Consider the following 24,669-nt stretch of genomic DNA (forward strand, 5'->3'; position numbering starts at 1 on the left):
TCGCCGCGCGCCCACGAGAGGACACCATGACCGAACGCACAGCGACCGTCGCGGACGAGGACCTCGGGGAGCTGCTCGACCAGTACCGGTCACAGCTCACGGGCTACTGCTACCGCCTGCTCGGCTCCTCCTTCGAGGCCGACGACGCGGTCCAGGACACCATGGTGCGCGCCTGGCGCTCCTACGACCGCTTCGAAGGGCGCTCCGCGCTGCGCTCCTGGCTCTACCGCATCGCGACGAACGTCTGCTTCGACCACATCGCCCAGCGCAAGCGCCGCGAGCGCCCCATGGGTCTCGGGGCAGCGCAGACGGCCGAGGAGAGGAACCTCGGCGAGCAGCTCTCGGAGGAGACGTGGGTCGAGCCCGTGCCCGACGACCGCGTGCTGCCGCGGGACGGCGACCCGGCCGACGTCGCGATCGGGCGCGAGTCCATCCGCCTCGCGTTCGTCGCGGCCCTGCAGTACCTGCCGCCCAAGCAGCGCGCCGTCCTCATCCTGCGCGAGGTCCTGCGCTGGCAGGCCAGCGAGGTCGCCGAGCTCCTGGAGACGTCGGTGCCGTCGGTCAACAGCGCGCTCCAGCGGGCGCGGGCCACCTTGTCGGCCCAGGCGCACTACGGGTCGGCTCCCGGGGCGGACGGCGCCAACCTGCCGACCGCGCCCGTGGACGAGGACAAGAACGAGCTCCTGGAGAAGTACCTCGACGCGTTCGAGCGCTACGACATGCCCGCACTGGTCGCGCTGCTCCACGACGAGGCCACGCTCTCGATGCCGCCGTACGCGTTGTGGATGCGGGGCCCTGTCCAGATCGAGCGGTGGATGGTCGGGCCGGGCGCGGAGTGCCGGGGCTCGCGCATGGTGCCGGTACGGGCCAACGGGACGTTCGGCTTCGGCCAGTACCGGATCTCGCCCACCGGCGGGTACGACGCCTGGGCGCTCCAGGTGATCGACACCGCGGACGGCAAGGTGACCGGCATCAACGCGTTCCTCGACGTCGAGGCCTGGTACCCGCTCTTCGGGCTGCCGCTCCACCTCGACGTGTAGGACGCAGGTGAGGGTGGAGCCGGGAGTCCGGCCCCACCCTCACCTGCTGCGGGTCTGCTGGTCTGCGGGTCTGCTGGTCGCGATCAGTCGAAGGTCTCGAGGAGCACGCGGCGCTCCTCCTGGGTGAGGTTCGTGGCGATGAGGTCGCCGTGCAGACCGTGGAACCGCTCGCCCACGCGGTCCAGGTTGCCGTCCTCGGTCACGGCGAACAGCGCCGAGGTGCCCTCGGTGACCTGAGCCCTGATGCGGTCGAGCTGGTTCTTGTTCAGTCCCACGGCCTCCATGGACTTGTGGATCGCGCCCAGGGCTGCGCCGGCGGCGACACCGATCACGGGCACGAAGAAGAGGGCGCCGAACAGCAGCCCCCAGAACGCGCCCCAGCCGGTCCCACGCCACTCGTCCTCGTGCGTGTGGTGCGTCGTGGGCTTCTTCGCCCCCTCGGGCCAGGTCACGATCGCGCGGTCGACGATCTTGATCAGGCCTTCGGACGCAGCGTCCTTCAGGACGTCGGACGCGGTCTCGGCGCCTCCGGGTGTGTCGAACGACCAGACGGTGAAGGTAGCCATCGTTGTCCTCTCGAGTGGATCAGGTGGTGCGGGGTGAGCCGCGCGGCAGGGGCGGCGGGTGCCGCGGGCGCGGCGTCAGCCGAGCAGCTTGGCCTTGGCGGCGGCGAACTCGGCGTCGCTGAGGACCCCGCTCGCGTGGAGCTGGCCGAGCTGTTCGATCTGCGCCAGGAGGTCGTTCCCGCCCGCGGCGGCAGGTGCGGCTGGCGCAGCCTGGGCCGCCTGGGCCGCCGCGGCCTGCTGGGCGTAGAGCTGCTGCTGCTGGGCCTGTTGCTGCGCCTCGTACTGCTGCTGCTCCGCCTGCTGCTCGGCCTTGCCCTGCTGGTGCCGGTTCACGGCTCCGGCCGTGGCGGACGCCGTCCCGGCGATGACGGCCGTGCGGGCCATCGTCCCCAGCAGACCTGGGCGTCCTACGCGTCGTAGTGGCATGGTGTGCTCCGTTCCTCGTGCGGTGATGTCCGAGTGCGATCGTCCTCGTGCGGTGAGGGGCTCGCCCCGTCAGCGGTGGTCCTCAGCCGACCTCGATCTCGGCGAGCTCGACGATCTCGTTGACGACGTCGGCGGGGATGCGTTCCTGCGCGATCACCGCTGCCCCGGCGTCGTGCACGGCGCCGACGAACTGCCGCGCCCAGGAGTGCTCGACGATCAGGACGAGCGCGGACGTCCCCGGTTCGAGGTTCGACGCGACGTCGTCGATGTCCTCCTGCCCGGCGAGGCCCGAGCTGCCGAGCTGGGTCTCGGTGATGTCGAGCTCGTCGCCGAGGTCCTCGACCTCGATCACGTCGATCTCTCCACCGTCCCCCTTACGGATCACCGTGAGGTCGAGGAGCCTGACGACGTCGGACCCGAGGAGGTCCGCGATCGCGATCTTCACCGCGTCGGGGACCCGCTCGGAGGGGAAGGCGATCGCGACGAACTCGACCGGACCGAACTGTGTCGTGGCCATGGGTGGTGCTCCGTTCGTGGTTGCGGGTGCGGGAAACGTGGGGGCCGGCTCGGGAGAGGGACGAGCGACGGTCAGGCGGTCGTCACGGCAGCGACGACGCCGACGCCCGCTGCGCCTCGTCACCGTGGACCACGAGCGCCCACAGCACGAAGATCCCCAGGACGATCGTGACGACCGACCACCACGGGCTCGCGGGGAGCGCGACGAACTGGGTCAGCACGTTGAGCACGACGAGCACGATCGCGACGAGCCGTGCCCATCCGCGCCCGGCGAGGAGGGCGAAGCCCACGATCACGAGGAGCGCCCCGACGACCAGGTGGACCCACCCCCAGGTCGACACGTCGAGCACCACGATCCCCTGTTCCCCCAGCCCGACGAGCTTCTCGGGCGAGAACGCGGCGACCATGCCGCTGATCGCGTTGAACAGCCCGAGCGTGACCAGGACGATGCCCGCGAACCACACCCAGCCGACCCATCCCGTGACCTGTGACGACCGTGCCATGGTGCCTCCTCGCACACGTAGAACGGGTGACGTCGTCCTGGCCGTGACCGGCCCGGCGTCACCCCGGAAGTCTCGCTCCCCTGATCGTGGCACCGGACTCCCGCGTCGGCATCCGCTGCGTGAGCGGCCGTCCACCACCACTATGGGTCCATGGAGCTGGGGTTCACGGGCGGGATCGCGCTGGTCGTCGTGCTCGGGGTCGTGGGGCAGGTCGCCGCGAAGGCGCTCAAGGTGCCCTCGATCCTGCTGCTGCTCGTGCTGGGGCTGCTGGCCGGTCCCGTGTCCGGGCTCGTCGACCCGGACGTCCTGCTGGGCGACGACCTGTTCCCGCTCGTGTCCATGGCGGTCGGCCTCCTGCTGTTCGAGGAGTCGCTCAAGCTCGACATGAAACGGCTCCAGGGCGGGGCTCGGCGTCCGGTCGCGCTGCTCGTGACCCTGGGTGCGGTCCTGACGGGGGTCGGGGCGACGCTCATCTGCTGGTGGGTGCTCGACCTGCCGCTGTCCCGGGCCGCGGTCATCGGGGCCATCCTCATCGTGTCGGGTCCGACCGTCGTCGGGCCGCTGCTCGCCGTGATCCGGCCCAAGCAGCCGCTCGAGTCGGTGCTCGCGTTCGAGGGGATCTTCATCGACCCGATCGGCGCGACGGTCGCGCTCGCGATGGCCAACGTCGCGCTCCACGCGGCCCCCGAGCACCTGGGCGCGACCGCGCTCTCCGGGGTGCTCACGGGGGCCGTCGCCGCGGCGGTCTACGTCGCGGCGGTCAAGTGGGGCAGGGTGCCGGCCGCGACCGAGGTGTCGCTCGCGTTCGCCACGGCGCTCGCGACGTACGCCGTGGCCGAGGCGTTCCACGAGGAGGCGGGCCTGTTCGCGACGACGACGCTGGGCATCGTGCTCGCGAACCAGCGCTGGGCGCGCATCGAACCGTTGCACGAGTTCGGCAGCCACGTCGGCCTGCTGCTCATCGGGACGCTCTTCATCCTGCTCTCGGCGCGGGTCGACCTCGACGCCCTCGTGGCGTACGCCCTGCCGACGCTCGCGATCGTCGCGCTCCTCGTCCTGGTCCTGCGCCCGTTCGTCGCGTCGGTCGCGACGACGGGCAGCGTGCTGTCGAGCCGAGAACGGGTCATGGTCGGCTGGATGGCGCCGCGCGGGATCGTCGCGGCGTCGACCGCGTCGGTCTTCGCGCTGCGTTTCGAGGACGACGGTCAGCCGTTCGAGCAGCTCGTCCCGGTGGTCTTCGGCGTGATCCTCCTGACCGCGGTCGTGTACGGGCTCACGGGTCCGTGGGTCGCGGCGCGCCTGGGCGTGCGGTCGCCCGGACCGGAGGACCTGGACGACGACGGGGTCCCGGTCGCGGAGGAGCGCGCGTCCGGGTGACGCGGGAGGACCGCGCACGTCGCGCCGTGCACGGGCCGGACCTTCCCGCCCGACGGCGTGGGCGCACCACGCGTGCGCGTGCGTTCGCTACGTTCGCCCCATGACGAGCGACGCGAGCACCACTCCGGAGCCGGCCCCCGGGGCGTCGGCCGCCCCGGTCACCGACCCCGACCGGCCCCGAGACTTCCTGGCGCTCTCCGCCGACGACCCGCGCAAGCCTCCCCGGTGGTTGCCGCGCGCGCTCTTCATGACCGTCGTCGCGGTCTTCGTCGGGATCTTCGCCTGGTACGCGATCGGCACCCTCGAGAGCCTCGGCGTCAACATCCTCATCGCGTTCTTCATCGCCCTCGCGCTCGAGCCGATCGTGGTGTGGCTGGTCCGGCACGGGTGGCGGCGCGGTGCGGCCGCGGCGACGGCGCTGCTGGGTGGGCTGGTGGTGGTCGTGGGCATCTTCGCGCTCTTCGGCAACCTGTTCGTGCAGCAGCTCGTCCAGCTCGTCCAGTCGATCCCCGCCCTCTACACCGACATCCAGGAGTTCGTCTCGACGAGGTTCGACGTCGACATCCCGAGCTCCGACGAGCTCCTCAAGCAGGGCTTCAACGAGTTCGGCGAGGACGTCGCGTCGGGTGCGCTGGTCGTCGGGACGACGATCGTCGGCGTGATCTTCGCGTTCCTGACGATCATGCTCGTGACGTACTACCTGCTCGCGGCGGGGCCCAAGTTCCGGGTCGCGATCTGCCGCTGGCTCACGCCGAACCGTCAGCAGGAGGTCCTGCGCCTGTGGGAGATCACGCAGGTCAAGGTCTCCGACTTCATCAACTCGCGCATCGTCCTCGCTGCGCTGTCGAGCGTGTTCACGTTCGTCTTCCTGCTGATCCTCGGAACCGACTACGCCCTGCCGTTGTCGGTGTTCGTGGGCGTCGTGTCGCAGTTCGTGCCGACGATCGGTACGTACATCGGTGGCGCGCTGCCCGTGATCGTGGCGCTCACGTCGCAGGGGCTGCCGCAGGCCCTCGCGGTCCTCATCTTCATCGTCGCGTACCAGCAGCTCGAGAACCTGTACTTCTCGCCCAAGGTCTCGGCGCGGGCCCTGGAGATGAACCCTGCGGTGTCGTTCGTGGTCGTGCTCGCGTTCGGGGCGGTGTTCGGCGCGCTCGGGGCGTTCCTGTCGCTCCCGATCGCCGCGACCATCCAGGCCGTCGCGAACACGTACATCCAGCGGCACGAGCTCGTCGACTCCCACATGCTGCACGACCCCGGCCACGGCAAGGGCGACGACCCGGACGAGGACCCGGACGAGAAGGACGGCGGACTGACGCGACGCCGTCGGGCGAACCGCAAGGCCGGGCGCGACGCCGCGCGCACCGTCGACGAGCGGCACGCCGAGGGCATCGAGTAGCGCCAGCACGACGTCGGCCCGGAGCGGCCGCGCTCGTCGTGCAGACGACATCACCCCCGCGTGACCGGCAGCGCTAGTGTGCCCGGATGACCGACGCACCTACCGCGACCGTCCGTCCCGCGACCCGCGACGACCTGCCCGCGGTCGCGGAGATCGCGGCGCACCACGTCCTGCACACGGTCTCGACGTTCCAGACCGAGCCGCTGCCGCTCGCGGGCTGGGAGGAGCGGTGGGAGTCGCTGCGGGCGGCGGGTCGCCCGTTCCTGGTCGTCACCGTGCCGGGCGCCCCGGGCCTGCCCGACGACGTCGCCGGGTTCGCGTACGTGGGTGCATGGCGCGAGCGGCCCGCCTACGCGGCGACGGGCGAGGACACCATCTACCTCGCCCCCGGCAGCGAGGGCCGCGGCCTCGGCCGGTCGCTCCTGACCGCCCTCCTGACCGCGGCCGCGGAGGCAGGGGTGCGCGAGCTCGTCGCGGTCGTGAGCGACGCCGACTCCCCCGCGTCCGTGGTGCTCCACGAGAAGCTGGGCTTCCGACAGGTCGGGCGCCTCGAACGCGTGGGGTTCAAGCACGGCCGGTGGCTCGACACCGTGCTGCTCCAGCGCTCGCTGGGCTGACTCCCCGGCGGGACTCGCCGCCCGGGGTGCGCGGCGCCGTCGGGCGGCTCCCCCCGACGCATCCCGCACGCCCGTGGCACGATGGACAGATGATCCGACCCCTGCTCGTCGGAGTGCACCCGGGCCAGCACCCGGACATCGTGCAGCGCGCCGCCGGTTTCGCGCACGCCCTGGGGACGACGGTCGTGTGCGTGTGGGTGGACGTCGGGCCGGTACCCGACGACGGCCGCGCGGAGCAGCAGCTCAAGGCCGAGCTCGACGGAGCACTGCACGGGACGGGTGTCGGCTGGACCCTCGTCGTCGCGGGCGACGGCGACGTGGCACGCCAGCTCGACGAGGCCGCGGTGAGCCACGACGCCGCGATCGTCGTGGTCGGCGCGCACCGTGCCGGGGCCGACGGGTGGCGCAACGAGGCCCTGGGTGGCTCGGTCGCCGGCCGGCTGTCGCACCTGCAGCACCGGCCCGTCGTCGTGCTGCCCGTGCTGCCCGCGCCCACCGAGGGCGAGCCGGACGAGGACTGACGACCCCCGCCGGCGGCCGCGCGACACCCTCCACGGCGACGCACCCTCGCCCCGCCGGCGTCGCTAGGCTCCGGGCATGGGTTCTCCGAGCGCGACCTCGACAGCCTCCCGTACCGCGCACCGTCGCTGGCCGCGCGCCCTCGGCTGGGTCGGCGCGTCGCTCGGGGTCGTCGCGCTCGGGACGTTCGTCGCGTCTCAGGTCAGCCCGTGGCCCTCGGCGCTGCTCATCCGGTACGCGTTCGACAAGGGCGGTACCGAGACCAACGAGAAGCTCGCGGCGCTCGTGCCGTCCGACGTCGTGAGCACGACCGACGTCCCCTACCGCGCCGATGATCCCGACGCCCGGCTCGACGTCCACAGGCCCGCGAGCGCCGTCGGCCCGCTTCCCACCGTCGTGTGGACGCACGGCGGTGGGTGGGTCTCCGGGAGCAAGGAGCAGGTCGCGAACTACGCGAAGATCGTGGCGAGCCACGGGTACACGGTCGTCGCGATCGACTACTCGGTCGCGCCCGGCGCGACCTACCCGACACCGCTGGTCGAGCTCAACGACGCGCTCGCCCACGTGACCGCGCACGCCGAGGAGCTGGGTGTGGACCCCGGGCGGATCGTGCTGGCGGGCGACTCGGCGGGGTCGCAGATCAGCGCACAGGTCGCCGCCGCGGTCACGAGCCCGGACTACGCCGAGGCGCTGGGCATCGCCCCCTCGATCGGCCCCGACCAGCTCGCGGCCGTGGTCCTGCACTGCGGCGCCTACGACATGGCGCTCGTGGACACCTCGGCCGGCGGCGCGGAGTCGTGGTTCCTCGAGACCGTCCTGTGGTCGTACTCGGGGACCAAGGCCTTCGCGGACGACCCGAGGTTCGCCCCGGCCTCGGTCACGCACCACGTGACCGAGGGCTTCCCGCCCGCTTTCCTCACGGGCGGGAACGCCGACCCGCTCACTCCCCAGGGCAAGGCCTTGTCCGCGCGGCTAGGGGCGGTCGGTGTCGAGGTCGAGGCGCTCTTCCAGCCCGACGGCGAGGAGCCGGGGCTGGGCCACGAGTACCAGTTCGACCTCTCGACCGCCGCCGGTCAGGTCGCCCTGGACCGAAGCCTGGAGTTCCTCGCGAAGCACACGACGGGCTGATCTGCCCGGGAGAACCGCCCAGCCTCCCGGGACATCCGCCCCTGCCGCCCGGGACGCGTCCCGCCCCACGCTCGTCGTGTCAACTACCCACGGCCGCCGCCCGCCCGGGCCCGGCCCCACGACACGCAGGGGTCCACCATGACCGCACGACCGACAACCTCCGTCACGCCCGGCACCGACCTCGCCCATGGGCATCCGGCCCGCGCCTCCCGCGCCTGGGCGTGGACCGGCGTCGCGGCCGGCGTCCTGGGCATCGTCTCGATCCAGGCCTCGATGGCGCTCGGCGCGAACTGGGAGCAGACCGCGGGTGACGCCGACGCGGTCGTCGCCGACCTCGCGGGCAAGACGTCCACGCTCCTCGTCTTCCACACCGCGACCGTCCTGGTCGCGATCCTCGTCCTGATCTTCGCGGCAGGGCTCAAGCGTCGCCTCGACGTCCAGGCCCCGGCGGGCAGCCTCCTGCCGACGGTCGCGGGCTCGGGCCTCGTCCTGACGTCGGTCGCGGCGCTCATGGGCTCGGGGCTCGACACCCAGTTCATGTTCGGGTTCGCCGAGCTCGACAAGATCGTCCCCGAGTCGGGCGCGTTCTACGCCGACTGGATCGCGACCATCCCGTGGCTGTGGGTGGGTGCGGGACTGACCGCGGTCGCGGTGGCCGTGGCCTCGCTGCGGCACGGTGCCGCACCGCGCTGGATCGGGGTCGTGAGCCTGCTCCTGGGCGGCCTCACGCTGCTCGTGGGCATCTCGCCACTGCAGTACATGGCGGGGTTCGTGGGCCCGCTGTGGCTCACGGTCGCGGCGCTCGGCTTCGCGCTGGGCGACCGGCGCTGACCCGCCCGACGGCGCAGCCCACCACCGTGGACCTGTCACCGCCCCCACGGCCCGCCCCGGGCCACGCGACCGGTCCCGCCCCGCTCTCCGGGGGCGGGGCCGGTCGTGGCCGTGCCGTCCGAGGTGGGGGTGGAATCGCTCCCGACCCCTGTCGCCCGGGTGGTCGCGCCCCCTACCGTGGCGCTGTGGGCGCTGTCGCAGGGGACGAGCCACCGGACCCGTCCGGCGGACGGGGCGTGCCCGCGGGCGCTCGCGCGGGAGCTGCGGCGGCCGCTCCGGCGCCTCCGGCCGGCCGGTCCTGGCGGCGGTCGGCGTTCGGCCGAGCCGCCCTCGGGACCGGCGGCCTGCCCCGGACGGCTCTCGCCGTCGCCGTCGCCTCGTGGTTCCTCGGCGTCTCGGCGCTGGTCCTGCAGCTCACGTCGGGCGTGGACGTGCTGCTCGGCGACCTGCTGTTCGTCGTCGTGGACGCCATGGTGGCGCTCGTCTACGGCTCGGTGGGCGCGATCATCCTGTCGCGGCGGCGGCACGTCGTCGGGTGGCTGGTCTCGCTCGCGGGCATCGGCGGCGGTCTCGCCGCGCTGGGCGGGGGCTGGCGCAGCTTCGCGAGCACGCACCCCGGCCTGCCACCGCTCGAACCGCTCGCCGCGGCGTACGGTCTCGCGTGGGTGCCGGGGACCATCGGGCTGTTCGTGCTCGTGCCGTGGTTCGTGCGCGACCACCCGTTGTCCGTGGGCGCGTGGCTCGGGGTCGCGGGCGGTGCCGCCTCGATCCTGTTCTTCCTGCTCGCCCCCGTCGACGACCCGCGTCCGGCCATCCTCGGCGTCGTCGTCATGGGGCTCGTGACCGCGTCCGCGACGTGGTGGCGCCACCGGCACGGTCCGCCCGAGGAACGCCGCGGCCTCGGGCTGCTGGCCCTCGGCACGGCGATCATGGCGCTGTCGTTCCTCCCGCTGCTCGGGACGTGGAACTCTCCCGACGTGATCCTCGCGCTGCCCCTGACGCACCTCGCGTGCCAGGCGCTGTTCCCCGCGGCGCTGCTCGTCTCGGTCCTGCGCAACCGGCTGTGGGGGCTCGACCTCGCGCTGAGCCGCGCGACGATCGGCGCCCTCCTGACGCTCGCCCTGGTCGCGGTCTACGTCACGCTCGTGGTCATGGTGACGGCGCTCGTCGGCAGCCGGCCGCTCGCCCAGGTGCTCGCGGCCGTCGGGGTCGTCCTCGCGGTCCAGCCCGCGCGCACGTGGCTGCAGCGGCGCGTGCGCTCCCTGGTCTACGGCGAGACCGCAGACCCCGGTCGGGCCGTGCTGCGCATGGGCCGCCAGCTCGGCGTCGCGGCGACGGCCGATGAGCTGCTGCACGGCCTCGTCGCCTCGACCGGCGAGTCGCTCAAGCTCGAGTCGGTCACGCTCACGAGCGGCGGGCCTCCCCCGCCCGCTCCGGCCGACGGCGCACCGACCGCGGCCGGCGGGTCTCCCCCGACCGTCGAGGCGACCTGGGGTCGCCCGACGAGCACGCACGTCACGCACGTGCCCGTCGAGCACGGCGGCAGGGTCCTCGGGGACCTCGCCGTCACTCCCCGCGCGGGCGAGCGGCTCGACGGCCGGACCCGGGACGCGCTCGCCCAGCTCGTGCCCGTGGTCGCCGCGGGCCTCGCGCTCGCGAGCGGCGCGCGCGACCTCGAACAGGCCAAGGACGCCGTGACCCGGGCGCGCCTCGCCGAACGGCGACTCGTCCGCCGCGAGCTGCACGACGGTGTCGGGCCGTGGTTGAGCGGGCTGCGGCTCGGGCTGCAAGGTGCACGCAACACCCTCGCGACCGACCCGACCGCAGCGGCCGCCGTGCTCGAGGCGCTCCAGCGGGAGGTCGAGCAGCGGGTCGGGGACGTGCGCACCCTCTCGCGCAGCCTGCTCCCGCCCGCCCTCGACGAGGCCGGGCTCGAGGCCGCGCTGCACGACCTCGCCGACCACCACGACGCGGGCGGCTTCGCGGTCGAGCTGCTGTGCGGGCCGTGGGACGACCTCGACACGCGCGTCGCCGCCGCGGCCTACGCGATCGCGAGCGAGGCCGTCATCAACGCGTCCCGGCACAGCGGGGCCGCGGGCTGCCGCGTCGAGGTCTCCGCCCACCCTCCGAGCCTGCCCGGGACTCTCGACGGGTGGACGCACCTGGTCGTGACGTGCGACGACGAGGGCTTCGGCGTCGGGCAGGACGCGCGCGCCGGCGTCGGGACGCGGGCCATGCGGGAGCGCGCGGAGGAGCTCGGTGGGACGCTGGACATCACCTCGCTCGCACCGCGCGGCACGCGCGTGCGGGCCGTCCTCCCCCGGAAGGTCGTGCTGTGAGCCTCATCCGCGTGGCCCTCGTCGATGACCACCCCGTGTTCCGCATCGGGATGGCGGCGCTCCTCGACTCGCTCGACGGCGTCAGCGTCGTGGCCCAGGCGGCGAGCGCCGCCGAGGCCCGCGACGTCCTGGACGCGCCCGGCGACCTGGACCTCGTCGTCATGGACCTCGACCTGGGCGACGGGTCGGGCGTCGAGCTCACACGGGACCTGGTGCGCACCCGCCCGGACGTGCCCGTGCTCGTCATGACGATGCACGAGGACGACGACTCCGTCGCGGCCTGCCTGCGCGCCGGCGCGCGCGGGTACCTCGTGAAGTCGGCGTCGCCGCACGAGGTCGAGCGGGCCGTGCGGGCCGTCGCGAACGGCGAGCTGATCCTCGCGCCGGGCGTCGCGGCGCGGGCCGTGGCGAACGTGCTGGGCGGCGCGCGGGCGGCCGTGCCGTTCCCGCAGCTCACCGACCGGGAGCGCGAGGTGCTGGCGCTCGTCGCCGCGGGGCTCGACAACACCGCGATCTCGCGGCGGCTGACCCTGAGCACCAAGACGGTGCGCAACTACGTCGCGGGCGTGCTCGCCAAGCTGTCGCTGCGCGACCGTGCGGCGGCGATCGTGGCGGCCCGGGAGGCGGGCCTGGTCCCGGACCGGGCTGCCTCGCCCCGCTGAGCGGGCGGTGGCCTCGCCCCGCTGAGTGCATGATCCGGCTGCGACTCGCCGGGCGTGTCGCAGCGCAATCATGCACTCAGCGCCCAACACGCCGGCCCGACGGCGGAGCGCACCTTCCGCGGCGGGGGTGCGCTCCGGCGTCGGGCAGGGAGCCCGTCACGGGTGGACGAGGATCTTCACCGCGGTCTCGTTGCGGCGGACCAGCGTGTCGAAGCCCTTGCTCACGAGGTCCTCGAGCGGGATCTTCGCCGTGATGAACGGCGCCAGGTCGATCTTGCCCTCCTGGACCAGCCGGATCGTCTCGGCGTGGTCGCGCACGTAGGCGATCGTGCCCCGCAGGTCGATCTCCTTGAGGACGAGCTTCTGCATGTCCACCGCGGCGGTCTTGCCCCAGATCGACACGACCACGATCACGCCCGCGGGGCGGACCGCGTCGAAGAGCTGGTCGAGGACCGCGTTGACGCTCGTGCACTCGAACGCGACGTCGACGCCCTTGCCGCCCGTGATCTCGCGGACGCGGGAGATCAGGTTGTCCTGCGTGGGGTCGACGACGTGGTCGGCGACGTGCGTCTCGCGTGCCGTGGTCTTCCGCGCCTCGGAGACCTCGGACATGATGACCGTGACGCCACGTGCCTTGAGGACCGCGGCCGTGAGCAGACCGATCGGGCCCGCGCCACCGACGAGCGCGACGTCACCAGCCTGGGCGCCCGAGCGCACGACCGCATGGTGCGCGACCGACAGGGGCTCGATGAGCGCCGCCTGGTCGAGCGGGATGTCGCCCACGGGGTGGACCCAGCGACGGTCGACGACGACCTTCTCCGAGAGTCCACCGCCACCGCCGGCCAGGCCGATGAAGCCCATCTTGACGCACAGGTGGTAGTTGCCGGCCTCGCACTGCGCACACTCGCCGCACACGACGTACGGCTCGACGACGACGGACTCGCCGACCGTCAGGTCGTCGACGCCCTCGCCCAGCGCGGTCACGGTGCCGGAGAACTCGTGCCCCATCGTCACGGGCATCTCTTCGCGGGTCAGCGGGTGCGGGCGCCCAGGTGCGGGGACGAAGATCGGCCCCTCGAGGTACTCGTGCAGGTCAGAGCCGCAGATCCCGCACCATGCGATGTCGATCGCGACCGCGCCGGGCCGCAGCTCGGGGGCCGGGACGTCCTCGATGCGGATGTCTCGTCGTCCGTGGAATCGTGCAGCCTTCATGTCCTCGCCACGCCTTCTCTCGTTGGTCGCTGGGTTCCTGACAGGCGGCGCGGAAGGTGCCGTCCGGGAGCCCTGGGCTCTTGTCACCATAGGTGCGTGACCTGCGGGAAAAGCCCGCCAAAGGTCCCGAACCGGATGTGACATGGCCCTCGTCCTGGCGTCAGATCACCGTCGCCGAGAGGTTCGCGCTGCGGCGCTCCGGCCGACGGCGGGAAGACCCGGTCACGTCGGAGCGGCCCCCGTGGGCGGCCGCCGGTACGTTGGGGACCATGACGGACCCGGCGACGCCCGCTCCCCTGCGCGACACCCAGCTCCCCGGCAGCGGCGGCCTGCTGCTCCTCGACTCCGCGTCGCAGTACTTCCGCGCCTTCTTCGGCGTCCCGGACTCAGTCAAGGCCCCGGACGGCACGCCCGTGAACGCCGTGCGGGGCTTCCTCGACACCATCGCGGTGCTCGTGGCCGAGCACCGGCCCGCGCGCCTCGTGGCCTGCTGGGACGACGACTGGCGCCCCGCGTTCCGCGTCGACGCCATCCCGTCCTACAAGGCCCACCGCGTCGCGACCGAGGTCCCCGGCACCACGGGCATCGAGGAGGTCCCCGAGGCCCTGACCGCACAGGTCCCGATCATCGTCGACGTCCTCGCCGCCCTCGGTGTCGCGCGGGTCGGCTGCCCCGGCTACGAGGCGGACGACGTGATCGGCACGCTCGTCGAGCGCGAGTCGGTCCGTCGGCGCGCCCTGCGCGAGGCGGGCGGAGAGCCCGGGGCGAGCGGCGCCGTCGGGCCTGCGTCGCCCGACACCGGGCCGGTCGAGGTCGTCACGGGCGACCGCGACCTGTTCCAGCTCGTCGACGACGACGTGCCCGTGCGCGTCCTGTACACCGCGCGCGGCCTCAAGAAGCTCGACGTCGTGGACGTCGAGCGCCTGGCCGAGCGCTACGGCGTGACGTCCGGCCAGGCGTACGCCGACATGGCCGCGCTGCGCGGCGACCCGAGCGACGGCCTGCCGGGCGTCGCGGGCATCGGCGAGAAGACCGCGGCGGGCATGCTGGCCAGGTACGGCGACCTCGCGGGCATCCTGCGCGCCCGTGACGAGGGCGACCCGGGCCTGAGCCCGACGCAGCGCCGCCGGCTCACCGAGGCCGCGGACTACCTGGCCGTCGCGCCGCTCGTGGTCCAGGTCGCGCGCGACGCACCCATCCCCCTGGTGCCCGACGACGTCCCGTCCGCGCCCGCGGACGCTGCGGCCCTCGACGAGCTCGCCTCGCGGTGGGGGCTGCGGTCGAGCGTGGACCGGGTCCTGGAGGCGTTCGCGTCGGTGCGGTGAGCGTGCGCGGCTGTGCGGCTGTGCGGCTGTGCGGCTGTGCGGCTGTGCGGCGAGGGTCGTCAGCGGCGGGGCGCTCGGTGGCGACGATGCTCGTCGCCGCGCAGGCCGCCCAGGAACGCCCGGACGACGATCACCACGAAGACCACGATCGCCACGACGACGACGAGGTTCACGACCTGCCAGGGCTTGATGTCCACTGCACTTCCCTTGGTCGGCGCCGTCCGCAGCGGGGGCTCCCGTCACGCGTCGATGCGCTGCAAGGAGGGTCCCACAAGCCGGCGGTGCCGTGCAGATCTCTGGCCTCACGGTGGTTGACACCGCTGTCATCGGTGCAGGATCGTACGGTGACGTCGCCCCCGACCGGCCTGGAGCCCTGATGCCCTCTCACGCCCCGCACGTCCTCGTCGTCGGCGAGGCGCTCGTCGACGAGGTCCGCCGTGCCGACGGCACGACCGCCGAGCACCCCGGCGGCAGCCCCGCCAACGTCGCACTGACCCTCGGCCGGCTCGGGCGGGACGTCCGGCTGGCGGCCCACCTCGGCCGCGACGAGCACGGCGACACGATCCGCGCCTGGCTCGCCGGCTCGGGCGTGGCCCTCACCCCCGGGTCCGACGGCGCCGCCGCCACGAGCGTCGCGCGCGCGGTCCTCGACGGGTCGGGGGCCGCGACGTACGACTTCGCGATCACGTGGGACCTGGCCCCCGGCACCGCGGCGACCGACTCGACGCTCGCCGTCCACACCGGATCGATCGCCGCGGTCCTCGAACCCGGTGCGACCGCGGTCCACGACCTCGTCCTCTCGGCCCGCGACCACGCGACCATCACCTACGACCCGAACGCCCGCCCCAGCCTCATGGGCACCCCCGAGGCCGCGCTCGCCCGGATCGAACCGCTCGTCGCTGCTGCGGACGTCGTCAAGGTCAGCGACGAGGACGTCGAGTGGTTGCACCCAGGCGCCGACCCCGTGGAGGTCGCCCGGACCTGGGCTGCCCGAGGGCCGGCGGTCGTCGTCGTGACGTTCGGCGGCGAGGGAGCCGTCGCGGTGTGCGCGGCGGGCGAGGTTTGGGTCGCGGCACCGCGGGTCGACGTCGTGGACACCGTGGGCGCGGGCGACACCTTCATGGGGGCGCTCGTCGACGGGCTCTGGGAGCGGAACCTCCTGGGCGGCGACCGGCGCGAGGCGCTCCGGGGGATCGAGCTGGAGGGGCTGACCGCGGTGCTCGAACGATGCGTGGCGGCCGCCGCGATCACGGTCTCGCGCGCGGGCGCGAACCCGCCGCGACGGGACGAGCTACAGGCCTGACCGCCGACGGTGACGTACCTGCCCGCCGAAGGTGACGCACCCTCGGCGGGCGTTGCCGTCACCCTCGGCGACCCAGCACGTCACCCTCACGCCGCCCCGATCGCCTCCTCGACCCCCAGCTCGAGCAGCAGCCGTCGCCGGAAGTCTCCGAACCCCGGCACCCCTCGGCGCCGCGGCCGGTCGAACGGCACCTCGAGCTCGACCCCGACCTTCCCGTCCTGGAGCACGGCCACGCGGTCGGCGAGCAGGATTGCCTCGTCGACGTCGTGCGTCACGAGCAGCACGGCGGGCTGGTGCTCGTGGCACAGCTCGGCGACGAGCGCCTGCATCTTGATGCGCGTCAAGGCGTCGAGCGCGGCGAACGGCTCGTCGAGCAGCAGCAGCCGGGGGTTGCGCACGAGCGCCCGAGCGAGCGCGACGCGCTGCGCCTCGCCCCCGGACAGCGTCGTGGGCCAGGCGGCCTCGCGCCCGCCGAGACCCACCTCCACGAGTGCCGCCGAGGCGGCAGCGCGCCGGTCGCGTGTGGCCCGCTGGCCGAGGATCACGTTGGACCCGACGCGCTTGGACGCCACGAGGCGCGGTTCCTGGAACACCACGGTCCGTTCGGCCGGAGCCTCGACGGTCCCGGTGTCGTGGGCCTCGAGCCCGGCGAGGATGCGCAGCAACGTGGTCTTGCCGCTGCCGCTGGCGCCGAGCAGCGCGACGAACTCGCCGGGCCGCAGCGTCAGCGAGAAGTCGGAGAGGATCGTCCGGTCGCCGTACGACTTCCCGACGTTCTCGACCCGCACGGTCGGCGCGGCGAGGTCCTGGACGGTCGGCGTGCTCATGGCTTTCTCCCGAGTCGCTTGTAGGGCAGCAGGAGGCGTTCGAGGAGCCTCACGACCAGGTCGACGGACAGCCCCCACACCGCGTAGATGAGGACGCACACGACGAGCACGTCCATCTGGAAGTACTGCTGCGCGGAGACCATGAGGAACCCGATGCCGCGCGGCGCGTTGGACATCTCCGCGACGATCAGCGCGAGCAGCGATACCGACAGCGACACCCGCAGCCCCACGAGGACCGACGGGATGGCCTCGGGCAGGATGACGTGCCGTACGAGCCCGAGCCCCCGCAGCCCGAACACCTTGCCGGCCTCGAGGATCTTGCGGTCGACGTTGCGCACGCCGCTGTGGGTGTTGAGGTAGAGCGGGAACAGCGCGGCGGCCGCGATGATGATGATCTTGGGTCGTTCGTCGATCCCGAACCAGAGGATGAGGAGCGGCGCGATCGCGAGGAACGGGATGGTGCGCAGCATCTGGAGCGTGGGGTCCAGGAGCTGGTCGCCCAGGCGGAACAGCCCGGCGACGACGCCGAGCGTGAGCCCCAGCAGCCCCCCGATCGCGAAGCCCACGGCCACGCGCCCGAGCGACACCGACAGGTTCTCCCACAGCACACCCGTGGAGACGAGCTCGACGAACGCGTCGCCGACCTGCCAGGGCGCGGGGAACTGCTTCTCGTCGATCCACCCCTGGGCAGAACCCAGGAACCAGAGCGCGAGGATCGCGGTGGGCACCGAGGCGCGCAGCAGCACGTCGCGTGGTGAGCGCTTCCGCCTGCCCGACGACGTCGCGCCCCTGCGCGCCCCGGCCGCACCCGTGGCGGTGGCCGGCACCGTACCGGCGGCTGTCGCTGCAGCGACCGGGGGCGTCTCCGCGCGGGCGCGCGACGTCGTCGTGCCGGTGGTCACTCGACGCCCCACGTGCTGACGTCGAACACCTTCGGGGCGGCCCCGGAGCTGACGAGGAAGTCGAGCGTCGACTGCACGGTCTTGAGCCCGTCGGGGTCGATCGCCTGGGTGCCGTACTGCCAGAGCTCGGCCTCCTTGACGACCTCGACGGGTGAGCCGGTGGCATCGAAGACCCACTGGGCGTAGGCGTCGTGGTCTGCCTCGATCTTGGCGACGCCGGCCTCGGTGACGTCCCAGACGGCGGCTGCGAGCTCGGGGTTCGCGTCGTAGGTCTCGCGCGAGGTGAGCGAGACGTTGGTCGCGAGCAGGTCGGGGTCGTCGACGCTCGCCTTGGACAGGACCGGGAAGTCGTTGGCCAGGCGCCAGATCCCGGCCGTGGTCGCGGGGACCGGGACGGCGTCGATGTCGCCGCGCTGCAGCGCGGGCAGGGCGTCGGCGAACAGGAGGTTGACGAGCTCGACGTCTTCGAGGACACCGGCCCGTTCCAGGACCGCGCGGCCGTACTTGTCGAAGTTCGAGCCGAACTGGAGCCCGACCTTCTTGCCCGCGAGCTGGTCGATCGTGGTCACGCCGCCGGTCCTGGTGAGGAACCAGATGTCGGAGGACGGCTTGGCGATGACGAGCGCCGGGACGTCGAGGCCGCTCGCCTTGGCCTGCGTGGCCGGGGTGTCACCGATGAAGCCGACCTGGATGTCGCCCGTCTGGAGGGCCTGGACCACGGGCGGCCCGTTGTTGAACCCGACGAAGCCCTCGTACTCGAAGCCGTGCTCGGCGAGGATCGCGTCGGCGATCCCGGTCTCGACGGCGTACCCGAACGGTCCGGTCGCGACGGGCGTCTTGCCCGCGACGCCGTTCCAGGGACCGCCCGTGGTCAGGGGCGTGAGCTCGGCGGCGGCTCCCGACCCGTCGCCCGACGGCGTCGCGGCCTCCGAGGTGGAGCAGGCCGCGAGCGCGGCAACGAGGGCGAACGACGCCAGGGCGGCGAGGGTGCGGTTCCGGCTCATGAGGGGGCTCCTTGGAGGGGGTTCGTGGTGCTGTCCGGTGGGGTGCGGTCGAGGGACGCGCGGTCGTCGGAAGTGCGGTCGAGGGGGGCTGTGGCCGGGGCGAGCGCGGCTGCACGGTGGTAGTCGACATCGGAGGCAAGGACCTCGCCAGGCGCCCCGTCACGGGTGGCGGCGCCTGTGGTCCGGGCGTCCCCGGTGTCGTCCTGCCGTCGCGACGTGCGCCGCCACCCGACCCGGTCCCGGTACAGGCCCAGGAGGTCGCGGTCGAGCAGGTCGGCCTCGTCGAGGAAGGGCGAGCCTGCGGGTTCGGGCGTGCGCGACGGGGACACGAAGATCGCGTCCTCGGGGCAGTACGCCTCGCACTGGAAGCAGGTCTGGCAGTCGGAGTGCCGCGCGATGGTCGGCACGCCACCGTCGGCAGCAGGCTCGAAGACGTTGGTGGGGCAGATCCGCACGCAGATGTCGCACGACGTGCAGCGCGCGGCGTTGAGGATCTCGATCACGACGCCTCCTCGGTCCAGGTCGGTGGGGTGGGAGCGGCGTACGGCGCCGCAGCGTCCCCGGTCACGGGCGGCTCCGGGTCCGGCAGCACCCACAGGTCGCGCAGCCCGCCCGTGAGCAGGCGCCGGGCCTGTCGCGGGTCGGTGTCGGGGAAGTCGGTGCGGGTGTGCATGCCGCGGGTCTCGGTGCGGTGCAGCGCCGTCCGGTCGGCCCAGCGCGCCATCGCGAGCATGCCCGCGGTCTCGCGCGTGCGGATCGCGTCGGCACTGCGCACGTCCGACGGCACGAGCTCGGTCCCCGCGCGGTCCCACAGCTCGTCGAGCGTGTCGAGCGAGCGCACGAGGCCGTGGTGGTGGCGGAAGGCCGACTTGTCGATGGGCAGCATCTCGTCACGGACCGCGGCGGTGATCTCGCGCCACGCCCCCTCCCTGGCCGGGGCCGACCGCGGGCGGTGCGCGCCGCCGTCGGGCCGGAGACCGAGCGTGCCCGTGGGTTCGAGGCGCTGCCCGCGGGACGACGGGCCGCGGTCCCGCGCCCGGGCGGCCGCGGCCCGGCCGGACCACGTGCCCGACGCCACGGCCCACGCCAGGTTGGGGCCGCCCGCGCCGGTCGCCGCACCGACCACCCGGTCACGGGCCGCGACGTCGCCCGCCGCGTACAGGCCGGGGACGCCGGTCCACGCGTCACGGTCGAGCACGTGGATGCCGCCCGTGCCGCGGACCGTGCCCTCCTGGACCCAGTCCATGGGGAAGCGCTCGGTGAACGGGTCGACGCCCAGCTTGTCGGTGACCATGAAGAAGTTCGGCATGGCGGCGCGCAGGGTCGGGCGGACCTCGGGCCCGAACTGCGTGAACTGGGCCGTGATCGTGCCGCGCAGCGACGCGCCGAGCAGCTCGGCGCGACTCTTGTGCAGGTTCTCGTACGCGATGGGTGCGCCCTCGTGGTCCCAGTAGGACGCCGTGACGAAGAAGCCGTTCTTGTCCATCGAGGTGCCGAACGGGACCATGCCGTAGAAGTTGGAGAACTCCATGCTCGACAGGTGCGCGCCCACCTCGGCGGCCATCAGATGGCCCTCGCCCGTGTTCACGTCGCCGCCCAGGGAGTGCGACTTCCAGGTGGTCCCGCCCGTCGCGAGCACGACGGCGCCGCTCGCCACGCGCCACGCGCGCCCGGTCTGGCGCTGGTAGCCCTGGGCGCCCGACACGACACCCTCACCGTCGACGAGGAGCTCGAGCGCCGGGCTGTGGTCGAGGACCGTGACCCCGTTCTTCTTGACCTTGCCGCGCAGGAAGCGCAGGTAGTCCGGGGACGAGCCCGAGAACGACCGCTCACCGGGCCGGCGCGCGAAGGGGTTCGGGGCGGGTGCGGGACCGGTGGTTCCGCCGCGGGCGCCGTTGCCTGCTGGGCGCGAGCGGCGCGTGCGCTCGTACCCCCAGCCCTCGATGAGCGCGGTGCGGTACCAGGCCTCGTCGAGGACGTCGTTGGTCCAGTCGCGGTCGGTGAGGTACCCGCCCTGCTCCTCGCGCGGCGTGATCTCCTCGTCGCGGCGCTCGGCGTCGGGCGGGACGAGCCAGTGCCCGACGCCGGCGGTCGCCGCGACGCCGCTCGTGCCGCAGTAGCCCTTGTCGACCAGGACGACGCTCGCGCCCTGCTCGGAGGCGGCGATCGCGGACCAGGTCGCTGCGGGGCCGCCGCCGATCACGAGGACGTCGGCGTGCAGGTGCAGGTGCTCGGCGGAGTCCTCGACCAGGCTCGGTCGAGGGGCGCGGCGCGGCGGGCGTCGCTGCGCTCCGGGACCCGAGGAGGCTCGGGCGACCGAAGGAGAGCGGGGGGAGGTAGAAGGCACAACCATGAGGGGTCGCTTTCAGGGGGAGCCGCGAGCTGGTCGCGGGTGCACAGGGGCGCCGGTGGGGGTCGGCGCGGGGGGCTGTCTCGTCGGGTCAGACGGGTCGACAGCAACAGCCCGGCGCGGTGGCGCGGGGCGCGCGGTGCGTCGGCTCGGTGTGCATGAGAGGGACGCTAGTTGAACTGGACCGAAACGGTCCAGATTGAGCTGACGGATGAGACAAGGTTTCGCAGTGTTAACCGCGCAGGGTCGAACCGGTTGAACATCCGACGCCGAGGGTGACGTTGCGGCTCGTCGAGGGTGACGGTCGGTCACCCTCGGCGGGCACGAGCGTCACCCTCGGCGGGCGTCCTCTCCCCCGCCCCGCAGCTCCACCTCGTCGCCGAACGGGCGCGTCACCCAGGCCTCCGAGTCCCCGACGAGGTGAGCGACGTCGTCGGGCAGCGTGCCCGACGCGAGGTGAGCGATCGTCACGTTCTCCAGGACCGACCGCATCGCGACCCGCAGCGCGACCCACGTCTGCTGGAGGGCCGCCGCGGACTCCGCGTACGACGTGTCCTCGGGCTGGACGCCCGCGATGTTCGCGAGCGGGCCGTCGATCGCGCGGATGACGTCCGCGACCGCGATCCGCGCGGGGGCCGCCGCCAGACGGAAACCCCCCTCGGCGCCCCGGCGGCTCTCGACCAGGCCCGACCTGCGCAGCTGGTTGAGGATGCCCAGGAGGAACGAACCCGGGATGTGCTGCGCCTTGCCGACGCGCTCCGCGGTCACGAACCCCTCGTCGTAGGCGACGGCGAGCTCCACGCACGCGCGGACGGCGTAGTCGATCTTGGCGGTGATGCGCATGGGCCCAGTATGCCGACGGCATGTTTCCGATCGTGCAGGAATATCGGGTGAAGCGCCCCGACGGCCAGGGCCGTGCGAGTTCGGCTCGGGCGCCCGACGTGTGCGAAGGTGCAGCGGTGACTTCGTACCGGGTGAGCCTCGTCGTCGGGATGCTGCGCCCTGGGGCGTCGCCGGAAGCCGTGCTGCCCGCGGCCGCCGCCGCGGCCCGCGAGCGGACCGAGGTCGAGTCCTACGACCTGGGGATCGTGAGCGGCGAGGCCCGCGTCACCGTGCGCTTCCTCGCCGAGGACGACGACCAGGCGGCCGAGATCGCCCGCGCGGTCCGAGCCGCGGCGGGCGCCCTGGTCGAGGTTGGCGGCGCGGTCTTCACGCGCCGCTACGGACCGAAGTGGCACCCCGTCGCCGGCGGCATCCACCGCTGACCTGCGCCTCCGTCGCTGTCCGAGGCCGTACCGGTACGGGCGTTCTCACGGGCCGGACGAGGATCGTGTCCCGCCCGGGCTCGGACGCGCACCGCGCCCGGAGACCGTAGGTTGGACACATGCTTGCCGCCTACGTGACGCACTTCGACCAGCAGGACCCGCTCGCAGGGCTGACCGTGGGAGACCTGCCCGCTCCGGAGCCCCGGGAGAACTGGTCGGTGGTGGACGTCCGGGCCGCGAGCCTCAACCACCACGACCTGTGGTCGCTGCGCGGGGTCGGTCTGCGCGCCGAGCAGCTCCCGATGATCCTCGGCACCGACGCCGCGGGCATCGCGCCCGACGGGACCGAGGTCGTCGTCCACGGCGTGATCGGCGCCGACGGGCACGGGGTGGGGCCCGCGGAGTCGCGCACGCTCCTGTCCGAGAAGTACGCGGGGACGCTCGCCGAGCAGGTCGCCGTGCCCACGAAGAACCTGATCCCCAAGCCGCCGGAGCTCACGTTCGTCGAGGCGGCGTGCCTCCCGACGGCGTGGCTCACCGCGTACCGCATGCTCTTCAGCGTCGCGGGGCTCGCCCCGGGCGACCGCGTGCTCGTCCAGGGCGCGGGGGGCGGCGTCGCGAGCGCCGCGACGCGCCTCGCGAGCGCGGCCGGCATCGAGGTGTTCGTGACGTCGCGTTCCTCGGCCAAGCGGGCACGGGCCCTGCAGCACGGCGCGTCCGCGGTCTTCGAACCCGGGGCCCGGCTCCCTGCGCGGGTCGACGCCGTGATCGAGACCGTCGGCCAGGCCACGTGGTCGCACTCGATGCGTTCGGTCCGACCGGGCGGGACGGTCGTCGTCGCGGGGGCGACCTCGGGCGACGCGAGCCCAGCAGAGCTCTCGCGCATCTTCTTCCAGGAGATCACGGTGCGCGGTGTCACGATGGGCTCGCGCGAGGATCTCGCCGCCCTGCTGCGGTTCCTCGCCCGCACCGACGTGCGCCCCACGGTCGACGAGGTCTTCCCGCTCGCCCAGGCCGCGGCCGGCCTCGCACGGCTCGACGCCGGGGAGCACTACGGGAAGATCGTGCTCACGACATGACCGAGGACGCGGAGCGGGGGCGTCCGGCGCGCGCCGGGGCCCGGGGGCGACCGCCGGCCGGGCGCGAGACCGGCCGTGCCGCCGACGTCGGACCTGACGTCGACGCGGCTGCGGCAGGCTCCGCGCTGCGTGACGGCGAGTCGCGGGCGACCGGCTCGGCGGGTTCGCACGAGTGGACGGGCTCGCCGCGCATCGCGGGGTCCCGACGTCGCCCCCGGGCCACCGCACCCCGGACCCTCACCCTCGCGTCGCTGCGGGCACCGCTCGCCGAGGCCGCGGCGCTCGTCCCGACGGGGCCTCGCGGCCCGGCACCGCGACCGCGCGTCCGACCGCAGCGCGGGCGGTGGGAGGAGGACGTCCTCGGGCCGGACTATCGGCGTCTGACCCTCCAGCTCACGCCCGACGACGAGGGCGAGGTCGTGGCGACGCTCGTCCGGTACGACCCACCGACCGAGGAGGCCCTCCGCCCTGCCCGCGCGGTGCTGTACGTCCACGGGTGGAGCGACTACTTCTTCCAGACCGAGCTCGCCGAGTACTGGCACGCGCAGGGCGCAGCGTTCTACGCGGTGGACCTGCGCAAGTACGGGCGCAGCCTCCGGCCGCACCAGACCCCCGGGTACATGGAGCACCTGCACGAGTACGACGAGGACCTCGAGACGGCGCTCGCGACGATCCACACCGAGCTCGGTACGCATGCCTCGATCATGCTGGTCGGCCACTCGACCGGCGGCCTCACCGGGGTCCTGTGGGCGAACCGCAACCCGGGACGCCTGCACGGACTGGTGCTGAACAGCCCGTGGCTGGAGCTGCAGGGTTCGTCGACGGTCAGGACGGTGTCCTCCCCGGCGATCCGCCAGCTCGCGCGCTTCCAGCCCAAGGCCCCGCTGCCGAACATCGACGCGGGGTACTACGCGCGCACGCTGCGCGACCTCGAGAGCGGCGGTTGGGAGTTCAACCCCGAGTGGCGGCCCGTGCCGTCGTTCCCCGTCCGTGCCGGCTGGCTGCGCGGGATCATCGAGGGGCACGCGACCGTGGCGGCCGGGCTGTCGGTGACCTGCCCGATCATCGTCCTGACGTCCGACCGCACCCTCATCAGCCCGCGGTGGAGCGAGGACATGCGGGCGGCGGACATCGTGCTCGACGTCGAGCTCCTCGCCCGGCGTGCACCGAACCTTGGACCCGTCGTGACGATCGCCCGCATTCCCGGGGGGATACACGACCTCACGTTGTCCGGTCCTGGCCCGCGCCGACGGTTCTATCGAGAGATCACCCGGTGGTTGGCGGGGTACGGCTGGAGCTGACGGCCTGCGGGGCGCGCCGCGTCGCCTCGCAAGCGAGGCGAGGAATGACGGTGGACCGCCGCCTTGATGGAACGACGGGCCGTGGGTGGAAATGGGGGTATGCCAAAGGCCCACCCCTGTTGGGGTGGGCCTTTGGTGAATGGTTGTCCGGCGGCGACCTACTCTCCCACCCCGTCTC

26 protein-coding genes are annotated in these 24,669 nt (G+C 73.3%); 14 read left to right on the top strand and 12 right to left on the bottom strand.

Going from position 1 to position 24,669, the window contains the following annotated elements:
- Positions 1 to 26 precede the first annotated feature (26 nt).
- Positions 27 to 1,040, top strand: a complete 1,014-nt coding sequence (locus tag H9652_RS10140) for a sigma-70 family RNA polymerase sigma factor (protein WP_191796122.1) — start codon at positions 27 to 29, stop codon at positions 1,038 to 1,040.
- An 83-nt stretch (positions 1,041 to 1,123) separates the two neighbouring features.
- Here H9652_RS10140 and H9652_RS10145 read toward each other — a convergent pair whose 3' ends face one another.
- From H9652_RS10145 to H9652_RS10160, 4 genes are all read right to left on the bottom strand, one after another.
- Positions 1,124 to 1,606: a DUF1269 domain-containing protein gene (locus H9652_RS10145; protein WP_191796123.1), complete on the bottom strand. Its 483-nt coding sequence runs from the start codon at positions 1,604 to 1,606 to the stop codon at positions 1,124 to 1,126.
- 75 nt (positions 1,607 to 1,681) lie between these two features.
- Positions 1,682 to 2,032 (bottom strand): SHOCT domain-containing protein, encoded by a 351-nt coding sequence (locus tag H9652_RS10150; protein WP_191796124.1) that lies wholly within the window; start codon positions 2,030 to 2,032, stop codon positions 1,682 to 1,684.
- A gap of 82 nt (positions 2,033 to 2,114) precedes the next feature.
- Positions 2,115 to 2,549 carry a DUF6325 family protein gene (locus H9652_RS10155; protein ID WP_191796125.1) on the bottom strand — a complete coding sequence of 145 codons (435 nt, stop codon included), beginning with the start codon at positions 2,547 to 2,549 and terminating at the stop codon, positions 2,115 to 2,117.
- Positions 2,550 to 2,631: 82 nt separating this feature from the next.
- Positions 2,632 to 3,051, bottom strand: a complete 420-nt coding sequence (locus H9652_RS10160; protein WP_191796126.1) for a DUF7144 family membrane protein — start codon at positions 3,049 to 3,051, stop codon at positions 2,632 to 2,634.
- Positions 3,052 to 3,201: 150 nt separating this feature from the next.
- Here H9652_RS10160 and H9652_RS10165 point away from each other — a divergent pair, with 150 nt between their 5' ends.
- The 8 genes from H9652_RS10165 to H9652_RS20295 all read left to right on the top strand — a co-directional run bounded on the left by H9652_RS10165 (position 3,202) and on the right by H9652_RS20295 (position 11,923).
- On the top strand, positions 3,202 to 4,428 hold the full coding sequence (locus H9652_RS10165) for a cation:proton antiporter (protein WP_191796127.1): 1,227 nt from the start codon (positions 3,202 to 3,204) through the stop codon (positions 4,426 to 4,428).
- 100 nt (positions 4,429 to 4,528) lie between these two features.
- Positions 4,529 to 5,827, top strand: coding sequence for an AI-2E family transporter (locus tag H9652_RS10170; RefSeq protein ID WP_225228028.1), 1,299 nt, complete (start codon positions 4,529 to 4,531; stop codon positions 5,825 to 5,827).
- 86 nt (positions 5,828 to 5,913) lie between these two features.
- On the top strand, positions 5,914 to 6,444 hold the full coding sequence (locus tag H9652_RS10175; RefSeq protein WP_191796128.1) for a GNAT family N-acetyltransferase: 531 nt from the start codon (positions 5,914 to 5,916) through the stop codon (positions 6,442 to 6,444).
- An 89-nt stretch (positions 6,445 to 6,533) separates the two neighbouring features.
- The gene (locus H9652_RS10180; protein WP_191796129.1) at positions 6,534 to 6,965 is read left to right on the top strand and encodes a universal stress protein; all 432 of its coding nucleotides are present in this window, start codon (positions 6,534 to 6,536) and stop codon (positions 6,963 to 6,965) included.
- 76 nt (positions 6,966 to 7,041) lie between these two features.
- Positions 7,042 to 8,091: an alpha/beta hydrolase gene (locus H9652_RS10185; protein WP_191796130.1), complete on the top strand. Its 1,050-nt coding sequence runs from the start codon at positions 7,042 to 7,044 to the stop codon at positions 8,089 to 8,091.
- 138 nt (positions 8,092 to 8,229) lie between these two features.
- A complete protein-coding gene (locus H9652_RS10190) occupies positions 8,230 to 8,922 on the top strand; it encodes a hypothetical protein (RefSeq protein WP_191796131.1) in 693 nt (230 codons plus the stop codon).
- A gap of 185 nt (positions 8,923 to 9,107) precedes the next feature.
- Entirely contained in the window at positions 9,108 to 11,261 is a 2,154-nt protein-coding gene (locus H9652_RS20290) for a sensor histidine kinase (protein WP_191796132.1), read from the top strand.
- Positions 11,258 to 11,923 (top strand): response regulator transcription factor, encoded by a 666-nt coding sequence (locus H9652_RS20295; RefSeq protein ID WP_318244091.1) that lies wholly within the window; start codon positions 11,258 to 11,260, stop codon positions 11,921 to 11,923. The genes H9652_RS20290 and H9652_RS20295 overlap by 4 nt, the downstream gene beginning before the upstream one ends.
- 156 nt (positions 11,924 to 12,079) lie before the next feature.
- Here H9652_RS20295 and H9652_RS10205 read toward each other — a convergent pair whose 3' ends face one another.
- Positions 12,080 to 13,135: a 2,3-butanediol dehydrogenase gene (locus H9652_RS10205; RefSeq protein WP_191796133.1), complete on the bottom strand. Its 1,056-nt coding sequence runs from the start codon at positions 13,133 to 13,135 to the stop codon at positions 12,080 to 12,082.
- A 269-nt stretch (positions 13,136 to 13,404) separates the two neighbouring features.
- Here H9652_RS10205 and H9652_RS10210 point away from each other — a divergent pair, with 269 nt between their 5' ends.
- The gene (locus H9652_RS10210; RefSeq protein ID WP_191796134.1) at positions 13,405 to 14,460 is read left to right on the top strand and encodes a 5'-3' exonuclease; all 1,056 of its coding nucleotides are present in this window, start codon (positions 13,405 to 13,407) and stop codon (positions 14,458 to 14,460) included.
- Between the two features lie 59 nt (positions 14,461 to 14,519).
- Here the strand turns inward: H9652_RS10210 and H9652_RS10215 are convergent, their stop codons facing one another.
- Positions 14,520 to 14,657 (bottom strand): hypothetical protein, encoded by a 138-nt coding sequence (locus H9652_RS10215; protein ID WP_191796135.1) that lies wholly within the window; start codon positions 14,655 to 14,657, stop codon positions 14,520 to 14,522.
- Between the two features lie 179 nt (positions 14,658 to 14,836).
- On the opposite strand from H9652_RS10215, the gene H9652_RS10220 reads away from it, so the two are divergent.
- The gene (locus tag H9652_RS10220; RefSeq protein WP_191796136.1) at positions 14,837 to 15,763 is read left to right on the top strand and encodes a carbohydrate kinase family protein; all 927 of its coding nucleotides are present in this window, start codon (positions 14,837 to 14,839) and stop codon (positions 15,761 to 15,763) included.
- A gap of 86 nt (positions 15,764 to 15,849) precedes the next feature.
- On the opposite strand, the gene H9652_RS10225 is transcribed toward H9652_RS10220, so the two are convergent.
- The 6 genes from H9652_RS10225 to H9652_RS10250 all read right to left on the bottom strand — a co-directional run bounded on the left by H9652_RS10225 (position 15,850) and on the right by H9652_RS10250 (position 21,689).
- Positions 15,850 to 16,590, bottom strand: a complete 741-nt coding sequence (locus H9652_RS10225; RefSeq protein ID WP_191796137.1) for an ABC transporter ATP-binding protein — start codon at positions 16,588 to 16,590, stop codon at positions 15,850 to 15,852.
- Positions 16,587 to 17,492 carry an ABC transporter permease gene (locus H9652_RS20300; protein ID WP_318244092.1) on the bottom strand — a complete coding sequence of 302 codons (906 nt, stop codon included), beginning with the start codon at positions 17,490 to 17,492 and terminating at the stop codon, positions 16,587 to 16,589. Before H9652_RS20300 ends, H9652_RS10225 begins: the two co-directional genes overlap by 4 nt.
- A complete protein-coding gene (locus H9652_RS10235; RefSeq protein ID WP_191796138.1) occupies positions 17,489 to 18,496 on the bottom strand; it encodes an ABC transporter substrate-binding protein in 1,008 nt (335 codons plus the stop codon). The genes H9652_RS20300 and H9652_RS10235 overlap by 4 nt, the downstream gene beginning before the upstream one ends.
- Positions 18,493 to 18,999 carry a 4Fe-4S dicluster domain-containing protein gene (locus H9652_RS10240; protein ID WP_191796139.1) on the bottom strand — a complete coding sequence of 169 codons (507 nt, stop codon included), beginning with the start codon at positions 18,997 to 18,999 and terminating at the stop codon, positions 18,493 to 18,495. Before H9652_RS10240 ends, H9652_RS10235 begins: the two co-directional genes overlap by 4 nt.
- Positions 18,996 to 20,849: an FAD-dependent oxidoreductase gene (locus H9652_RS10245; protein WP_191796140.1), complete on the bottom strand. Its 1,854-nt coding sequence runs from the start codon at positions 20,847 to 20,849 to the stop codon at positions 18,996 to 18,998. Before H9652_RS10245 ends, H9652_RS10240 begins: the two co-directional genes overlap by 4 nt.
- A 327-nt stretch (positions 20,850 to 21,176) precedes the next feature.
- Positions 21,177 to 21,689: an RrF2 family transcriptional regulator gene (locus H9652_RS10250; protein WP_191796141.1), complete on the bottom strand. Its 513-nt coding sequence runs from the start codon at positions 21,687 to 21,689 to the stop codon at positions 21,177 to 21,179.
- 116 nt (positions 21,690 to 21,805) lie between these two features.
- Between H9652_RS10250 and H9652_RS10255 the strand changes: the two genes are divergently transcribed.
- From H9652_RS10255 to H9652_RS10265, 3 genes are all read left to right on the top strand, one after another.
- Positions 21,806 to 22,111, top strand: a complete 306-nt coding sequence (locus H9652_RS10255; protein WP_191796142.1) for a hypothetical protein — start codon at positions 21,806 to 21,808, stop codon at positions 22,109 to 22,111.
- Positions 22,112 to 22,230: 119 nt separating this feature from the next.
- Positions 22,231 to 23,190: a zinc-binding dehydrogenase gene (locus H9652_RS10260; RefSeq protein ID WP_191796143.1), complete on the top strand. Its 960-nt coding sequence runs from the start codon at positions 22,231 to 22,233 to the stop codon at positions 23,188 to 23,190.
- Positions 23,187 to 24,491 (top strand): alpha/beta fold hydrolase, encoded by a 1,305-nt coding sequence (locus tag H9652_RS10265; protein ID WP_191796144.1) that lies wholly within the window; start codon positions 23,187 to 23,189, stop codon positions 24,489 to 24,491. The genes H9652_RS10260 and H9652_RS10265 overlap by 4 nt, the downstream gene beginning before the upstream one ends.
- Positions 24,492 to 24,669 lie beyond the last annotated feature (178 nt).

The organism is Oerskovia rustica (assembly GCF_014836555.1).
Lineage (GTDB): Bacteria > Actinomycetota > Actinomycetes > Actinomycetales > Cellulomonadaceae > Oerskovia > Oerskovia rustica.

Excerpts from the sequence above, each read along its gene's own strand:
- H9652_RS10140 (WP_191796122.1), top strand. The coding sequence starts at position 27 with ATGACCGAACGCACAGCGACCGTCGCGGACGAGGACCTCGGGGAGCTG.
- H9652_RS10145 (WP_191796123.1), bottom strand. The coding sequence starts at position 1,606 with ATGGCTACCTTCACCGTCTGGTCGTTCGACACACCCGGAGGCGCCGAG.
- H9652_RS10150 (WP_191796124.1), bottom strand. The coding sequence starts at position 2,032 with ATGCCACTACGACGCGTAGGACGCCCAGGTCTGCTGGGGACGATGGCC.
- H9652_RS10155 (WP_191796125.1), bottom strand. The coding sequence starts at position 2,549 with ATGGCCACGACACAGTTCGGTCCGGTCGAGTTCGTCGCGATCGCCTTC.
- H9652_RS10160 (WP_191796126.1), bottom strand. The coding sequence starts at position 3,051 with ATGGCACGGTCGTCACAGGTCACGGGATGGGTCGGCTGGGTGTGGTTC.
- H9652_RS10165 (WP_191796127.1), top strand. The coding sequence starts at position 3,202 with ATGGAGCTGGGGTTCACGGGCGGGATCGCGCTGGTCGTCGTGCTCGGG.
- H9652_RS10170 (WP_225228028.1), top strand. The coding sequence starts at position 4,529 with ATGACGAGCGACGCGAGCACCACTCCGGAGCCGGCCCCCGGGGCGTCG.
- H9652_RS10175 (WP_191796128.1), top strand. The coding sequence starts at position 5,914 with ATGACCGACGCACCTACCGCGACCGTCCGTCCCGCGACCCGCGACGAC.
- H9652_RS10180 (WP_191796129.1), top strand. The coding sequence starts at position 6,534 with ATGATCCGACCCCTGCTCGTCGGAGTGCACCCGGGCCAGCACCCGGAC.
- H9652_RS10185 (WP_191796130.1), top strand. The coding sequence starts at position 7,042 with ATGGGTTCTCCGAGCGCGACCTCGACAGCCTCCCGTACCGCGCACCGT.
- H9652_RS10190 (WP_191796131.1), top strand. The coding sequence starts at position 8,230 with ATGACCGCACGACCGACAACCTCCGTCACGCCCGGCACCGACCTCGCC.
- H9652_RS10205 (WP_191796133.1), bottom strand. The coding sequence starts at position 13,135 with ATGAAGGCTGCACGATTCCACGGACGACGAGACATCCGCATCGAGGAC.
- H9652_RS10210 (WP_191796134.1), top strand. The coding sequence starts at position 13,405 with ATGACGGACCCGGCGACGCCCGCTCCCCTGCGCGACACCCAGCTCCCC.
- H9652_RS10220 (WP_191796136.1), top strand. The coding sequence starts at position 14,837 with ATGCCCTCTCACGCCCCGCACGTCCTCGTCGTCGGCGAGGCGCTCGTC.
- H9652_RS10225 (WP_191796137.1), bottom strand. The coding sequence starts at position 16,590 with ATGAGCACGCCGACCGTCCAGGACCTCGCCGCGCCGACCGTGCGGGTC.
- H9652_RS10235 (WP_191796138.1), bottom strand. The coding sequence starts at position 18,496 with ATGAGCCGGAACCGCACCCTCGCCGCCCTGGCGTCGTTCGCCCTCGTT.
- H9652_RS10245 (WP_191796140.1), bottom strand. The coding sequence starts at position 20,849 with ATGGTTGTGCCTTCTACCTCCCCCCGCTCTCCTTCGGTCGCCCGAGCC.
- H9652_RS10250 (WP_191796141.1), bottom strand. The coding sequence starts at position 21,689 with ATGCGCATCACCGCCAAGATCGACTACGCCGTCCGCGCGTGCGTGGAG.
- H9652_RS10260 (WP_191796143.1), top strand. The coding sequence starts at position 22,231 with ATGCTTGCCGCCTACGTGACGCACTTCGACCAGCAGGACCCGCTCGCA.
- H9652_RS10265 (WP_191796144.1), top strand. The coding sequence starts at position 23,187 with ATGACCGAGGACGCGGAGCGGGGGCGTCCGGCGCGCGCCGGGGCCCGG.